The 15,168-nt window shown below is 57.2% G+C and carries 14 protein-coding genes; 8 read left to right on the top strand and 6 right to left on the bottom strand.

Translation table 11 applies throughout. The annotated features are described in order from the left end of the window. Positions 1–30 precede the first annotated feature (30 nt). The 4 genes from lpdA to KUW67_RS01595 all read left to right on the top strand — a co-directional run bounded on the left by lpdA (position 31) and on the right by KUW67_RS01595 (position 6,141). Positions 31–1,428 (top strand): dihydrolipoyl dehydrogenase, encoded by a 1,398-nt coding sequence (gene lpdA, locus KUW67_RS01580; RefSeq protein WP_224823508.1) that lies wholly within the window; start codon positions 31–33, stop codon positions 1,426–1,428. 180 nt (positions 1,429–1,608) lie between these two features. Beyond that, positions 1,609–2,739, top strand: a complete 1,131-nt coding sequence (locus KUW67_RS01585) for an MFS transporter (protein ID WP_224823509.1) — start codon at positions 1,609–1,611, stop codon at positions 2,737–2,739. Positions 2,740–2,821: 82 nt separating this feature from the next. Beyond that, complete coding sequence (gene uvrA, locus KUW67_RS01590; RefSeq protein WP_224823510.1) at positions 2,822–5,686, top strand: excinuclease ABC subunit UvrA; 2,865 nt, start codon at positions 2,822–2,824, stop codon at positions 5,684–5,686. Positions 5,687–5,841: 155 nt separating this feature from the next. Then, positions 5,842–6,141, top strand: coding sequence for a hypothetical protein (locus KUW67_RS01595; protein WP_224823511.1), 300 nt, complete (start codon positions 5,842–5,844; stop codon positions 6,139–6,141). On the opposite strand, the gene mmsB is transcribed toward KUW67_RS01595, so the two are convergent. Genes mmsB through KUW67_RS01610 form a run of 3 tightly spaced genes read right to left on the bottom strand, consistent with a single transcriptional unit; the run spans position 6,138 to position 9,186 of the window. After that, positions 6,138–7,007, bottom strand: a complete 870-nt coding sequence (gene mmsB / locus KUW67_RS01600; protein ID WP_224823512.1) for a 3-hydroxyisobutyrate dehydrogenase — start codon at positions 7,005–7,007, stop codon at positions 6,138–6,140. The genes KUW67_RS01595 and mmsB overlap by 4 nt on opposite strands. Positions 7,008–7,018: 11 nt before the next feature. Next, a complete protein-coding gene (locus KUW67_RS01605) occupies positions 7,019–8,047 on the bottom strand; it encodes an enoyl-CoA hydratase/isomerase family protein (RefSeq protein WP_224823807.1) in 1,029 nt (342 codons plus the stop codon). After that, positions 8,047–9,186, bottom strand: a complete 1,140-nt coding sequence (locus KUW67_RS01610) for an acyl-CoA dehydrogenase family protein (RefSeq protein WP_224823513.1) — start codon at positions 9,184–9,186, stop codon at positions 8,047–8,049. The genes KUW67_RS01605 and KUW67_RS01610 overlap by 1 nt, the downstream gene beginning before the upstream one ends. Positions 9,187–9,293: 107 nt before the next feature. On the opposite strand from KUW67_RS01610, the gene KUW67_RS01615 reads away from it, so the two are divergent. Then, the gene (locus KUW67_RS01615; RefSeq protein WP_224823514.1) at positions 9,294–10,262 is read left to right on the top strand and encodes a glycosyltransferase family 2 protein; all 969 of its coding nucleotides are present in this window, start codon (positions 9,294–9,296) and stop codon (positions 10,260–10,262) included. Here the strand turns inward: KUW67_RS01615 and KUW67_RS01620 are convergent. After that, positions 10,252–11,751, bottom strand: coding sequence for a CoA-acylating methylmalonate-semialdehyde dehydrogenase (locus KUW67_RS01620; RefSeq protein ID WP_224823515.1), 1,500 nt, complete (start codon positions 11,749–11,751; stop codon positions 10,252–10,254). The genes KUW67_RS01615 and KUW67_RS01620 overlap by 11 nt on opposite strands. 102 nt (positions 11,752–11,853) lie before the next feature. Between KUW67_RS01620 and KUW67_RS01625 the strand changes: the two genes are divergently transcribed. The 3 genes from KUW67_RS01625 (at position 11,854) to coaD (ending at position 13,815) form a co-directional block, all read left to right on the top strand. Continuing rightward, positions 11,854–12,750: a LysR family transcriptional regulator gene (locus tag KUW67_RS01625; protein WP_224823516.1), complete on the top strand. Its 897-nt coding sequence runs from the start codon at positions 11,854–11,856 to the stop codon at positions 12,748–12,750. A 63-nt stretch (positions 12,751–12,813) separates the two neighbouring features. Then, complete coding sequence (locus tag KUW67_RS01630) at positions 12,814–13,248, top strand: CBS domain-containing protein (protein WP_224823517.1); 435 nt, start codon at positions 12,814–12,816, stop codon at positions 13,246–13,248. Positions 13,249–13,320: 72 nt separating this feature from the next. After that, positions 13,321–13,815, top strand: a complete 495-nt coding sequence (gene coaD, locus KUW67_RS01635; protein ID WP_224823518.1) for a pantetheine-phosphate adenylyltransferase — start codon at positions 13,321–13,323, stop codon at positions 13,813–13,815. On the opposite strand, the gene KUW67_RS01640 is transcribed toward coaD, so the two are convergent. Together KUW67_RS01640 and KUW67_RS01645 are read right to left on the bottom strand one after the other, a co-directional pair. After that, positions 13,812–13,976, bottom strand: coding sequence for a hypothetical protein (locus KUW67_RS01640; protein WP_224823519.1), 165 nt, complete (start codon positions 13,974–13,976; stop codon positions 13,812–13,814). The two genes, coaD and KUW67_RS01640, sit on opposite strands and share 4 nt — an antisense overlap. Positions 13,977–14,130: 154 nt before the next feature. Then, positions 14,131–15,123: an iron ABC transporter permease gene (locus KUW67_RS01645; protein WP_224823808.1), complete on the bottom strand. Its 993-nt coding sequence runs from the start codon at positions 15,121–15,123 to the stop codon at positions 14,131–14,133. Between the last annotated feature and the right edge of the window lie 45 nt (positions 15,124–15,168).

A 15,168-nucleotide genomic window follows, 5' to 3' on the forward strand; every position in this document is an offset into this window, starting at 1 on the left:
CATTAAACTTGTTTTGAATCGGAGGGCCAGATGGCTGCCAAATCCTTTGACATGATCGTAATCGGGGCCGGGCCAGGAGGCTATGTCGCCGCTATTCGCGGCGCGCAGCTCGGTCTGAACGTCGCGATTGTCGAACGCGAACATATGGGCGGCATCTGCCTCAACTGGGGTTGTATCCCAACGAAAGCGATGCTGCGCTCGTCCGAAGTGTTCCACCTGATGCACCGCGCCAAGGAATTTGGTCTGAAAGCCGAGGGGATCGACTATGACCTTGAGGCCGTCGTCGCCCGCTCGCGCGGTGTGGCCAAACAGCTGAACGGCGGCGTTGGCCATTTGCTGAAGAAGAACAAGGTGACGACGTTCATGGGCACCGCGACCATCCCTGCCAAGGGCAAGGTTAGTGTGAAGACCGAAAAGGGCACCGAAGAGCTGACCTCGAAAAACATCATTCTGGCGACAGGTGCTCGGGCCCGTGAACTGCCGGGGCTTGAGGCGGATGGCGAACTGGTTTGGACGTATAAGCACGCGCTGACCCCATCGCGCATGCCAAAGAAACTGCTCGTGATTGGATCTGGCGCGATCGGAATCGAGTTTGCGAGCTTCTACAATACGCTCGGCGCGGACACGACCGTGGTCGAAGTGATGGACCGCATCCTGCCCGTCGAAGATGCCGAGATAAGCGGGTTCGCGAAAAAAGCCTTTGAAAAGCAAGGCATGAAAATCCGCGAAAAGACGATGGTCAAGAAACTGGACCGCTCTGTCGGCAAGGTCACGGCGCATATCGAGCAGGATGGCAAAGTGACCAAGGAAGACTTTGATACGGTTATCTCTGCCGTTGGAATCGTCGGAAATACCGAGGATCTGGGGCTGGATGCGTTAGGCGTGAAGATCGACCGGACCCATGTTGTCACGGACGAGTTCTGCCGGACCGGCGTGGACGGGCTTTACGCGATTGGTGATATCGCAGGCGCGCCGTGGCTGGCTCACAAAGCCTCCCACGAAGGGGTGATGGTGGCCGAACTGGTCGCAGGAAAGAATAATGTTCACCCGATCAAGCCTGAAAGCATTGCAGGTTGCACCTATTGCCACCCCCAGGTGGCCTCGGTCGGGCTGACGGAAGCGAAAGCAAAAGAGCGTGGCTTTGAGATCAAAGTGGGTCATTTCCCGTTCATCGGGAATGGCAAGGCGATTGCGTTGGGCGAGCCTGAAGGCATGGTCAAGACCGTCTTTGACGCCAAAACAGGCGAGCTTTTGGGGGCACATATGATCGGCGCTGAAGTGACCGAGATGATTCAGGGCTATGTGGTCGGGCAAAAGCTGGAGACAACGGAAGAAGACTTGATGGAAACCGTGTTCCCGCATCCGACACTGTCGGAGATGATGCACGAATCCGTGCTGGATGCTTATGATCGGGCTATCCACTTCTGATCCCATCGTGCATCGCCACGCATTCTACCAAGAAATAGCGCGCTGACGCGCATTCTTTTTGTTGATTTGGCGCGTCGCTGCGAAGGCGAACTTTTCGCAGCGGCTGTTCTTATTTTAGGTATTTTTCGACAAAAGAAGAGAGACGTTGACGCGCTGCTTTCGGAGGTTCACTTGAGGGCTATGGATGCACAGCGCACAGATTGGCGGTTGGTGATTTTGCTTTGGGGTGCAGGCCTTTTGGCAGCGGCTCAATTTGCCAAGATTTCGCTCGTATTGGAAGATGTTGCGCGCTTCTTTGAGCGCGATTTGACGGGTGTAGCCCCCATCGTTTCGGTGGTCGGTGTCATTGGGATCATCTTTGGCGTTATGGCCGGGGCCTTCGTAACCCGCCTTGGGGCCCGGCGGGTCATCTTGTGGGCATTGATCGGCGGCGGTGCGTTGTCGCTGATGCAAGCCATCGGGCTTGGGTTCGGGGCGATGCTGGGTTTGCGCGTGCTGGAAGGCATCTCGCATCTGGCCTTGGTTGTCGCTGCACCGACCTTGATGGTGCGGGTCAGCGCAGCACGAGATCATTCAGTGGTTATGGGGCTTTGGGCAACTTTCTTTGGTGTCAGCTTCGCCATTGCGGCCGTCGTGTTGCCTTCTCTTGTCGCTCTGGGGGGGCTCAAGCTGGTCTGGGCGGTTCACGGTTTGCTCATGCTGCTCATCGCTGGTTGTTTGGCCCCATTTCTGCCGAGTGGTACACGTAGTGCCGTTCCCATTCGCTGGATCGAAGAGCATCGGTTGATCTACACAAGCCCAAGGCTTGTTGCCCCTGCACTCGGCTTTTTCTGGCACACGCTGATGTTCGTGGCTTTGCTGACCTTCTTGCCAGCGCAGGTCCCCGTCTGGGTGGCGGCGCTGTTGCCGCTCTTGTCACTGGTCGGCACGTTTGGTGCGGGCGTCCTGGCGCGCTGGATGGCTCCTGACAAGATCGCGATTGCCGGGTTTTTGGGGACGGTGATCTTGGCTTTGATCGGCTTTGGAGCACCTGTTCCTACACTGATGATGTTCATTTTCATCGGCCTTGTTCCCGGGGCCAGCTTTGCTGCGATCCCGTATTTCAACACAGCGTCCGAGGACGTCGCCAGAGCGCAAGGCGCTGTTGCCCAGCTTGGCAATATCGGCACAGCCAGTGGCACGCCGCTTTATGCGCTGGCCCTGGGCGGGTTGGGTCTTGGTCCGTTAACCATCGCGCTTTGCGTCTTCGGCGTCATCTCGCTTTTGTTTATTCGGTGGACCATTGACGGACGCGCGAAAGAAATGTCTTAATGTTCGCCTAATGTTCCGTTAGTTTATTGGCCGGTATCGCTTGGCCCGCTATCTGTAAGGGCAACATCGTCTGGGGGGCAGAATGCCTGAGCTGAAAAAGATCGAAGTGCGCGGTGCGCGCGAGCATAATCTCAAGTCTATCGACGTGGATATTCCCCGTGATGAGTTGGTGGTGATTACCGGTCTGTCAGGGTCCGGCAAGTCATCGCTCGCTTTTGATACGATCTATGCGGAAGGTCAGCGCCGCTATGTCGAATCGCTTTCGGCTTATGCGCGTCAATTCCTTGATATGATGGAGAAACCTGACGTCGATCATATCTCTGGCCTCAGCCCCGCAATCTCTATTGAACAAAAGACGACATCAAAGAACCCGCGCTCTACAGTCGGTACAGTAACTGAGATTTACGACTATATGCGTCTCCTGTTCGCACGGGTCGGCACCCCTTACAGCCCAGCAACTGGTTTGCCGATCGAGGCGCAGCAGGTGCAAGACATGGTTGACCGTGTCATGGCGCTGGAGGACGGGACGCGGGGCTACCTGCTGGCGCCTATCATCCGCGATCGCAAAGGCGAATATCGTAAGGAATTCCTAGAGCTTCGTAAGCAAGGTTTCCAGCGCGTTAAGGTTGATGGCGAGTTCTATGAATTGGACGAGCCCCCCACGCTGGATAAGAAGTTTCGCCACGATATCGACGTGGTCGTTGACCGGATCGTCGTCCGTGAAGGCCTTGAAACGCGGCTGGCCGACAGTTTCCGCACCGCCCTTGATCTGGCCGATGGCATAACCATTCTTGAAACGGCGCCCAGCGAAGGTGAGCCCGAACGGATCACGTTTTCGGAAAACTTCGCATGCCCCGTCAGCGGTTTTACCATCCCTGAGATTGAGCCACGTCTTTTTTCCTTCAACGCACCTTTTGGGGCATGCCCAAGCTGCGATGGCCTTGGGGTTGAGCTGTTCTTTGATGAGCGCCTTGTTGTGCCGGACGCGACCATCACATTAGAGGATGGCGCGCTGGCCCCTTGGCGCAAAGGCAAGTCGCCTTATTTCTTGCAAACCATTGAAGCTATTGCGAAACATTACGAATTTGACAAGAAGCTGCCTTGGAAAAAGCTACCTGCGTATGTGCAGCAGGTCTTTCTCTATGGCTCTGGCGACGAAGAAATTCCGTTTCGCTACGATGAAGGTGGCCGCGTTTATCAGGTCACCCGGAGCTTTGAAGGCGTGATCCCCAACATGGAGCGCCGCTACCGCGAAACCGACAGCAACTGGATTCGCGAAGAGTTCGAGCGGTATCAAAATAACAGACGCTGTGGCACCTGCGATGGCTACCGCCTGCGCCCCGAAGCATTGGCCGTCAAAATAGCGGGGTTGCACGTCGGTCAGGTCGTCGAAATGTCAATCAAGGACGCTTTTGAATGGTGTGAGACCGTTCCGGAAAGTCTGACTGCGCAAAAGAACGAGATTGCGCGCGCGATCCTGAAAGAAATCCGTGAGCGGCTTGGGTTCTTGAACAATGTGGGGCTCGAGTACCTGACGCTCAGCCGCAATGCTGGCACGCTGTCGGGGGGCGAAAGCCAGCGGATTCGCCTCGCCAGCCAGATCGGATCAGGGTTAACGGGCGTGCTTTATGTGCTGGATGAGCCCTCTATCGGCCTGCACCAGCGCGACAATGATCGGCTTCTAACCACGCTGAAAAACCTGCGCGATCAGGGCAATACGGTGATCGTGGTTGAGCATGATGAAGAAGCGATCCGCGAGGCGGATTACGTTTTTGACATTGGGCCCGGTGCGGGCATTCATGGCGGTCAGGTCGTTGCGCATGGTAAACCAGCTGATATCGCTGCAAATGAAAAATCAATTACAGGTCAATACCTTACAGGCACTCGCGAGATCACCGTGCCGACTGAGCGTCGCAAGGGCAATCGCAAAAAGATCAAAGTCGTCAAAGCGTCCGGTAACAACCTGCATGACGTGACGGTCGATTTCCCGCTTGGTAAATTTGTCTGTGTGACGGGTGTTTCTGGTGGCGGCAAATCAACATTAACCATCGAGACGCTGTTCAAAACGGCCTCTATGCAGCTCAACGGCGCGCGCCAGACGCCCGCCCCTTGCGAGACGATCAAAGGGCTTGAGCATTTGGATAAGGTCATCGATATCGACCAGCGTCCTATCGGGCGCACGCCCCGCTCGAACCCTGCCACATATACTGGCGCATTCACCCCGATCCGTGACTGGTTTGCCGGTCTGCCCGAGGCGAAGGCGCGCGGCTACAAGCCTGGCCGTTTCAGTTTCAACGTGAAGGGCGGGCGTTGTGAGGCGTGCCAAGGTGATGGCGTTATCAAGATCGAAATGCACTTCTTGCCGGATGTTTATGTGACTTGCGAAACCTGTAACGGCGCGCGCTACAATCGCGAGACGTTGGAGATTAAATTCAAAGGCAAATCCATTGCCGACGTGCTGGATATGACCGTCGAAGACGCGCAGGAGTTCTTCAAGGCCGTGCCGTCGATCCGCGAAAAGATGGATGCGCTGGTGCGCGTCGGTCTGGGCTATATCAAGGTCGGCCAGCAAGCTACGACGCTGTCGGGTGGCGAGGCGCAGCGCGTGAAGCTCTCCAAAGAATTGGCGAAACGCTCGACGGGTCGCACGCTTTATATCCTCGATGAGCCGACAACAGGTCTGCACTTTGAAGATGTGCGTAAGCTGTTGGAAGTACTGCATGAACTGGTTGAGGGCGGCAACACCGTAGTCGTCATTGAGCATAATTTGGATGTCGTAAAAACGGCTGATCATATTATTGATATCGGTCCCGAAGGCGGCGATGGCGGGGGTCGGGTTGTTGCCGAAGGCACTCCGGAACAGGTGGCTGAAGTCGCAGAAAGCTACACCGGCCATTACCTCAAACCGATGCTCGCGCCGAAGCCCAAACGTGTCGCGGCGGAGTAGCATCTTGGCTGGAATGCGTGTGTTTTCGTCATAACTTTGCCGAAAAGCCGTGACATATCACGAGGATGAGACAGAGCCTTGGAACATGTTGTATTTTGATATGCACGGCTGGCGTACAGCCGTCATATGCAGGCCAATCCTATAGCGAAAGTCTGATGGATTGTGCCGCACTTTTCGATTTGTCGAACCGTATGGCACCCGAACGCGCGAACCATGGGAAGGGCCTCGTGCTGTCACGCATGGCAGAGCGTCTTGAAAGGGCTGCGCTGGATGAAGCTGTGACAGAGGGGCAGGGCGATCCGGGCCTTTACATCGCGCGAACCAAGGCCGAGAAAATCGACCATTGGGACAGAAAAGGCACGCTGTTTGTCTTCTCTGAAGAGTTCAAGGATTGGATGGCCTATTGCCGCAAATTTTCCGCCCATATGGGCGTTGATTTCGACGATCTGCGTTAACCACGTTTTCGCGTTTCAAAACGCGGCAGCATCGCGCTGAAATCGCGGCCTTTGCCGTCTTCTTGTTCAACAAATTGCGCATAGAGCGCTTGTGCCAGTTGCCCCATCGGCGTGTCGGCATCTGCCACCTCGGCAGCTTGTTGAGACAGACGCAAGTCTTTGAGCATCAGTTCAGCTGCAAACCCGGGTTGGTAATCATTGTCAGCCGGGGATTGCGGCCCAATGCCGGGGGCAGGGCAATAGGCATTCATGCTCCAGCTATAGCCCGATGAAGTGCTCACGACGTCAAACATTTTTTGCCGATCGAGCCCTAATTTGTCCGCCAAAGCAAAGGCTTCGCAAGTGCCGATCATGGTGATGCCAAGGATCATGTTATTGCAGATCTTGGCGGCTTGTCCGGCCCCGGCTTCACCACAATGCACGGCTTTTTGTCCCATGATATCAAAGAGCGGATTAACCTTTGCAAATGCCTCCTGCGGCCCACCGGCCATAAAGGTTAACGTTCCTGCAGACGCACCACCGATGCCTCCCGAGACGGGCGCATCCACCGCCATTAACCCTGCCGCGTCAGCTTGTGCCGCGACATCCCGCGCGCTTTGCACGTCCACTGTCGAGCAATCCAGCAAGACCGCCCCTTTTTGCATCGTGGGAATTACCTCGGCCGCCACAGAACGCAGGATGTCGCCGTTTGGGAGCATCGTAATAACGACATCGGCGTCTCGCGCAGCCTCTGCCGCAGTTGCTGCAATCGTCAAACTTTCTGGTCGGGCCGAGACGTCAAAGCCGGTCACGCCATGCCTCGCTGCTACCAAATTCGCCGCCATCGGAGCGCCCATGTTCCCAAGACCAATGAAGCCGATTTTCATGAGAGTTCCTTTCAGAGAGTTAACGCATCCGCGCCGAGAGGGCGCAACATTTTCGACATGTCGACGTCCAGAGGATCGCCCAGACTATGCCTCCATTTGGGGTTGCGGTCCTTGTCGATGATCGCCGCACGAATGCCTTCGATGAAGTCCCCATGTTCCATCGCGCGATGCGTGAAACGATATTCCAGTTCCAAGGCGCGTTCGATGCTGTCTGTATTGCGCAACCGGTGGATCATCTCGACCGCACAAGCCATGGATAGCGGCGCGTTCCGGCCCAGCTTCTTCAAGGTTTCTGACGTAAAATCAGTATCTTCCGCATTCAAAGAGCGAAGGATATCGGCCAGTGTTTCACCGCCAAAATGCCGATCAATATCGGGCTGTAACGTGGACAAAGGCGCGTCAGGAGCGGTTTCGGCCAAGGCATCAACACGGGCCCAATCGCCTGTTTCAGCTAATTCTGACTTCAAGTCATCCCACCCATTCTCAGGTAAGTAATAATCCGCAAAACCAGCAAGGATCGCATCGCCCGGGCCCATCCGGGCCGCGGTTGTGCCAAGGTATTCGCCAAGCCGTCCCGGTGCATTCGCGAGTATTAACGAACCGCCCACATCTGGCACTAATCCGATGCCGACCTCGGGCATTGCGATCTGGCTACTTTCGCACACAATCCGATGCGATGCGTGGCAGCCGACCCCCACGCCGCCGCCCATCGTGAAGCCTTGCAGGAAGCTGACAACCGGTTTCGGGAACCGAAACAGCTTTGCATTCATGCGGTATTCGTCGCGCCAGAATTGACGTCCATAGCTGAAATCGCCCGCCGTTCCGGTCGCATATATTTCAGCGATATCGCCCCCCGCGCAGAAGGCTTTTTCGCCGACAGCGTCGATGATGAGCATCAAGACCGCCGGGTCCATGGCCCATTGGTCGAGCGCTTTCTCGATCTCCAGGCACATCTCATAGGTTAACGCATTCAGCGCTTTGGGACGGTTTAATGTGATCCAACCGACCACACCGTCTTTACGAATATGAAGATCGTCTATCATTTCGTTAACATCTGACGGGCGACGATCAGGCGCATGATCTCGTTCGTTCCTTCCAGGATTTGGTGAACACGCAGGTCTCGGACCAGTTTTTCGATCCCGTAATCCGCCAGATATCCATAGCCGCCATGCAGTTGCAGGCACTGATCTACAACTTCGCTTCCCGTCTCGGTCACCAGCTTTTTCGCCATCGCACAAAACTGCGTCGTATCCGGTGCGCCAGTATCGTATTTCCATGCTGCCTGTCGCAGGAAAGTGCGGGCGGCCTGGAGGTTGATCTCCATATCGGCGAGGCGGAATTGCAGGGCTTGAAATTGGTCAATGGGTTTGCCGAATGCCTTGCGCTCGGCCATGTAATCCAGCGTCGCCGAGAGCGCTTGTTGAGCCGCCCCAAGCGAGCAGGCGGCAATATTCAGGCGGCCCCCATCAAGCCCAGCCATCGCATACTTAAATCCATCACCTTCGGAACCAAGTAACTGATCTGCATGGATTTTACATGCATCCATCTGCACCTGTCGCGTTGGTTGTGATCGCCACCCCATCTTGTCTTCGAGGCCGCCGAAAGACAGCCCTTCGGCACCGTCTTCGATGATCAGGGCAGACACACCTTTCGGGCCGTCTTCGCCTGTGCGCGCCATCACGATATAGGCGTCCGAATAGCCGCCGCCCGAGATAAACGCTTTTGTGCCAGTCACCTCGAACCCGTCATTTGTGCGGGTCGCTTGGGTCTTCAACGCCGCCGCGTCAGAGCCTGATCCGGGCTCTGTCAGGCAGTAGGAAAAGACAGTTTCCATGCTGATTGCTTTTGGTAGGTAGTTTGCCTTCAGGGCGTCACTGCCAAAGCGGTCGATCATTGCGGCGCACATATTGTGGATCGACAGAAACGCAGCGACGGACGGGCAGGCCATCGACAGGGCTTCAAAGACTAAGGTGGCGTCAAGACGTGTTAATCCCGCGCCGCCGCTCTCTTCCGAGACATATAGCCCACCGAACCCAAATTCGGCCAGTTGTGGCCAAAGTTCTTTGGGTATTGTGCCGTCCTGCTCCCACTGGCGCGCATGGGGTGCGATATGTTCTTGGCCAAAAGCGCGCGCCATATCGAAGATTGCGGTTTGCTCTTCGCTCAGTGCGAAATCCATGTGGGCTCCTCCCAAAGCGCTTGATCAAAAGGTTTCGTAATTGATCGCTCGTTTAATTTCTTCTTTTCGGTTGCCTTTTGCAATGGGCGCGGTAAGCCGTGGAGCCCATGGAAACGCTGAAGATTGCCGTTGGTGTGATCACCAAAGACCGCGCTGAGATGCTGCGCACGCTGCTGGCATCTTACAAAGCGATGGCGCGTCCGGCGCAGTCTTCGGTCACGTTCATTATCGTTGAGAACGACAGCACGCCCAATGTGCAGACCGTTGTTGATGCGTTCGCTGCGGGTGTTGCAGAGCCCGTTCTCTACGCGACAGAGCCCGAGCCTGGCATCCCGTTTGCGCGCAACCGCGTGCTTGATATGGCGCTGGAGCAGGGCGCTGACATCCTGACCTTCGTGGATGATGACGAACGGGTTGCCGCCGATTGGCTGGTCCTGCTGACAGCTGGTCTTATGGGGCGCGAACTCGATCTTGTCGGCGGTCCGTTGAAGATCGAAGCGGCCGAGCCGACGGTCAATCGCGGACAAGAGGCGGTGCTGGCCTACCTGCAAGAACGCGCTGAAAAGAACCGCCGTAATCGGACCGCGATCACGGCGCAGGGTGCGGATCATGCGCTGGATGCCTACACCAACAATTGGGCGTTGCGCCTTGATTTTGCACGACAAACAGGCTTGCGCTTTGATACTGGACTTCGATTCACTGGCGGTTCTGATACCGCGTTCAGCAAAGCGGTGCGCGGCGCTGGGGGGCGCAATGGTTATGTGCCCGATGCGATTGTGCATGACCGTATTCCGCTGCACCGACTGACACTGCGCTACTTCTACCGGCGCACGCGAGATCAGGCGCGCAATGGTGTACAGATTCATCAAAAATCAGTCCTCAAAGTGATGTCACTTGTACTGCCGCGCTTGTTGGAGGCGCTTGTTCTCGCGCTCTCTAGCCCCATCACGGGGCGGCGATCCCTCGTCAAAGCTGTCTACAAGGTCGGCCTGACCGACGGGCGTATCCGCGGAGTGTTGGGCCTGAAAAGCAAGCTCTACGCCCCCGCGGATCAAACCGATCACTCTACTCCATAACAGGAATAGAGAATTCACCACCTTCTTTGATGCCTGAAGGCCACCGTGCGGTGACAGTCTTCGTGCGGGTGTAGAATTTGAATGCATCAGGCCCGTGCTGGTTCAGGTCGCCAAAGACCGATTTCTTCCAACCGCCGAACGTGTGGTAGGCCAGCGGTACTGGGATCGGGACGTTGATGCCCACCATCCCCACATTGATCCGGTTGGCAAAATCACGCGCCGCATCGCCGTCGCGCGTGAAGATCGCGGTGCCGTTGCCGTATTCATGATCCATCGCGAGGCCCACAGCCTCTTCATAGCTTTGGGCGCGCACCGTGGACAGGACCGGGCCGAAAATCTCCTTCGTGTAGATGTCCATATCCGGTGTCACGTTATCGAACAGATGCGGGCCGACAAAAAAGCCGTCCTCATAGCCTTGCAGATTGAAATCGCGCCCATCAACGACCAGCGTTGCCCCTTGATCTACGCCGCTTTGTACGAGGCCAAGGATGTTTTGCTTGGCGGCTGCGGTCACGACCGGGCCGTAATCCACGTCATTTCCAGAGGTGTAGGGGCCGACTTTCAGGGCCTCGACCCGGGGCACCAGCTTTTCGATTAGCCGGTCCGCCGTCTCGTCGCCTACTGGCACCGCGACCGAGATCGCCATGCAGCGCTCGCCCGCCGCGCCATAACCCGCACCGATCAGCGCGTCCGCGGCCTGATCCATGTCTGCATCGGGCATGATGATCATGTGGTTCTTTGCACCGCCAAAGCACTGCACGCGCTTGCCGTTGCTGCAGCCTCGACCATAGATGTATTCGGCAATCGGGGTCGAGCCGACAAAGCCGATCGACTGGATCACCTCGTGATCAAGGATCGCATCGACGGCTTCTTTATCGCCATTGATGACCTGCAAGACACCCTTGGGCAGCCCGGCTTCTTCCATCAGTTCGGCCAACATCAGCGGCACGGAGGGATCCCGCTCGGACGGTTTCAAGATGAATGCGTTGCCGCAGGCCAAGGCCGGGGCGAACATCCACATCGGGATCATGGCAGGGAAGTTGAACGGGGTAATTCCTGCTGTAACCCCAAGGGCTTGGCGCATGGAATACATGTCGATGCCGGGGCCTGCGCTGTCGGTGAAATCACCCTTCAGCATCTGTGGCGCACCGATGCAGTATTCGACCACTTCAAGCCCGCGCTGCACATCGCCCGCTGCGTCAGGCAGCGTCTTGCCATGCTCGCGGCTCAACGCTTCGGCGAGTTTGTCCATATCGCGGTTCAGCAGGTCGACGAACTTCATCAACACGCGTGCGCGACGTTGGGGGTTGGTGGCGGCCCAGGCAGGTTGCGCAGCCTCAGCATAGGCCACCGCCTGTGCCAGCTCATCAGCCGAGGCCAGCGGCACTTTGGCCTGAACCTCACCCGTAGCGGGGTTGTAGACATCGGCAAAACGCCCGGATGTGCCTTTGACATGGGCGCCATTCAGGTAGTGGGTCAGATCCTGCATTCTCTTGCTCCTCCAGCTTTGCCGGTAGGATAGAATTGCAAAAACACAGATAAAAGAGGAAAGATAGCAAAAGAGTTTTGCATTATTGCAAAGGATGGCCTGATGAGCCTCAATTGGAATGATATGCGCGTCTTTCTCGCTGTGGCGCGCACAGAAAGCCTGTCCGGTGCAGGGCGCGTGTTGCAGGTTGATCCCGCAACTGTGGGCCGCCGGATCGGTCGGCTTGAACAGACCCTCGGCACGCCGCTTTTTGCCAAATCCCCGCAAGGTTATGCACTGACCGACGCAGGTCAGCGCCTTCAAACCCATGCGGAGCGCGCCGAACAGGCGATGCAAGGCGCGCAGGACGCGCTGACCGGCACAACCGCGACACTTGCAGGGCAAATCCGCATCGGCGCGCCGGATGGCGTGGCGAATTTCCTGCTGCCGCAGGTCTGCGCCGCAATCGGAGCGGAAAATCCCGACCTCGACATCCAGATCGTCGCCTTGCCGCGTGTCTTTAACCTGTCGCGGCGCGAAGCCGATATGGCTGTCACGGTCAGCCCGCCAACGGCCGGCCGCCTGACCGTGCAAAAGATCACCGATTACCGCCTGCATCTCGCCGCAGCGGACAGCTATCTTGCGCAAAGCTCCACTCTTACAAGCCGCGCCGATCTGGGCGCCCATCGCATCATCGGCTACATCCCTGACATGATTTTTGACAAGGAGTTGGACTATCTGTCCGAGCTGGGTGCTCCGCGTGTGACTTTGGCCTCCAACTCCGTGTCGGTGCAGCTTAACGCGATCCGGCAAGGGGCAGGGGTCGGCATCGTGCACGACTTTTCCTTGCCTGCCGCGCCGGGGGTGACCCGCATCCTGACCGATCAGATCAGCCTCACGCGCAGCTTTTATCTGGTGCGCCACGCGGATGACCGGCGGCTGGATCGGCTCAATCGCTTTGCCACCGCATTGATCGCGGGCTTGCGCCAAGAGGTCGCGCGTTTGGAGTCCTTGGCTTGACGGGACAGGGCCTTCCGGGTCTCAATGGTCTGTACACCAGGGTCGACAGCAAGGGAGGATGCCATGACCGTTCAACGCATATTGAAGTCCAAGGCGACAGATGATGTCATTACCATCACACCGGAGGTCTCGGTGGCAGATGCGGCAGGGGTTTTGTCGAACAAGCGGATCGGCTCTTTGGTGGTGACGGCAGACGGCAAAATCCCCTTGGGCATCCTGTCGGAGCGCGACATCGTGCGCGAGCTGGGCAAGCGCGGGCCGACTTGCATGAATGACAAGGTCGAAGACATGATGACCAAGAAGGTCCAGACCTGCGAGAAGTCCGAACGCGCAGATGACGTATTGGCTCGCATGACCGAAGGTCGCTTCCGCCACATGCCCGTGATGGAGAACGGCGAAATGGTGGGTCTGATTACGCTCGGCGATGTGGTCAAAGCCCGCCTGAGCGAGCTTTCCATGGAAAAAGAAGCTCTTACCGGGATGATTATGGGCAACTGAGGCAACCCGCCGCTTGCAATCGGAGGTGCAATATTGTTGCGTGGCCTCCACTATTGACGACGGAGCAGCCTCATGCGCATCGGCCTTTATCCCGGCACTTTCGACCCGATCACATTGGGCCATATGGACATCATCCGGCGCGCTAGTGCACTGGTCGACAGACTGGTCATCGGGGTTGCGATCAATCGCGATAAGGGTCCGCTTTTTGATCTTGAAGAACGCGTTGAAATGATCGAAGCGGAATGTGCCGCCCTGTCAGAGCAAACCGGCACAGAAATTGTCGCCCATCCGTTTGAAAACCTGCTGATAGACTGCGCGCAAGACGTGGGCGCAAGCTTGATCGTGCGCGGCCTGCGGGCGGTTGCCGATTTCGAGTATGAATATCAGATGGTCGGTATGAACCGGGTGCTCAATGACGAGATTGAGACAGTGTTCCTGATGGCAGAGGCGCGCCACCAGGCCATTGCCTCAAAACTCGTCAAAGAGATCGCGCGGCTTGGCGGGGACGTATCGCATTTCGTACCCGCCCCCGTGAATGCCGCTTTGATCGAAAAGTTTCGCGGTTAGCGACCGTAGACGGCCTGTGTGGCAATTTTCGGGATATCGCCTGAGTAGATATCCAAATCGAGGCGCGTATCCAGCGGCAGGCTTTCCAGTTCGGCTACGGTGCGGTGGTAGGCCACGCGCTTTTGCATTGCTGTGTTCAGTCGGTTGAAGAGGGTGCTCATTTTTGGCTCCTTTCGAGTGTCTCATGGTAGCGCTAACCGCTACATGACAGGAGATAGGGAATGCTGCGCTGCAGAACAACTGACAGGAACGCGAAGCTGCTATGCGTTTTTTGCAAAGCGGTAAGTTTCCAAATTTTGTCTTGGTAAAAGAGCTTTAGCCGATCCGCCGACGCAGAAGCCAAACAAAGAAAACCCCACCAATCAGGCCGGTGACAATCCCTATGGGCATATCATCTGGTGCCATGATCGTCCGTGCGATGATATCCGCCCACAGCAGAAAGATCGCGCCAACAAGGGCCGAGGCGGGCAAGACCCGTGCGTAATCGCCCCCAACGATCATCCGAACGATATGGGGGACCATCAGCCCGACGAACCCGATGACGCCTGAAAAAGCGACCATCACCCCGGTGATCAGCGCACCGATGACAAAGATCGACAATCGGAACCGTGCCACTGGCAAACCCAGCGTCGCAGCGGTTTCATCCCCGATGGTCATTGCGTTGAGATTGCGTGCGTTCAGCCACAGGTAAATGCCGCAAACAATCAGGATGCTCAGCGGGTAAAGCAATTGGCTCCACTGCGCGAGGCCAAGCCCACCGAGCATCCAGAAGACCACCGTATGGGTCGCGCGCGGATCGCCCAGAAAGATCAGCATATTCGCCAGTGCCATCACGATAAACGACACTGCAACGCCCGCCAGCACCAGCCGGTCCGCACTGGTGGCAGAGGCAAACTGCGATACTGCCAGCACAAGCAGCGTGGCGGCGAGCGCGCCGAAAAACGCCAGTAGCGGTACGGTCAGCGACCCGATGAAAAGCCCCGTATGCAGCAGCGCCAGGATCGCACCAAAGGCACTCCCCGCCGAGATGCCCAACAAATGCGGGTCGGCGAGCGGGTTGCGCGTGACCGCTTGCAGGCTTGCGCCAACCATAGCCAGCCCCGCACCCACAAAACACGCCAGCAAGGCGCGTGGAAAGCGGATGTCCCAGACGATAGCCTCCCGGCCCGCCGACCAGTCGACGGCCACCGCATCGGGCGACAGCTTGTTCGCCAGAACGCCCCAGACCGTGCCCATGGGAACCGCGATGGCCCCGACGCTCACCGCGATTGAGATGGAAAGGACCAGCGCCAACACACCGATGCCCATCGCCACCGGAAAAAACCCGGCACGGGCGTGGGTGGGGGCGGTTTG

Source organism: Cognatishimia sp. MH4019 (genome assembly GCF_020177595.1).
GTDB lineage: Bacteria > Pseudomonadota > Alphaproteobacteria > Rhodobacterales > Rhodobacteraceae > JAHTBL01.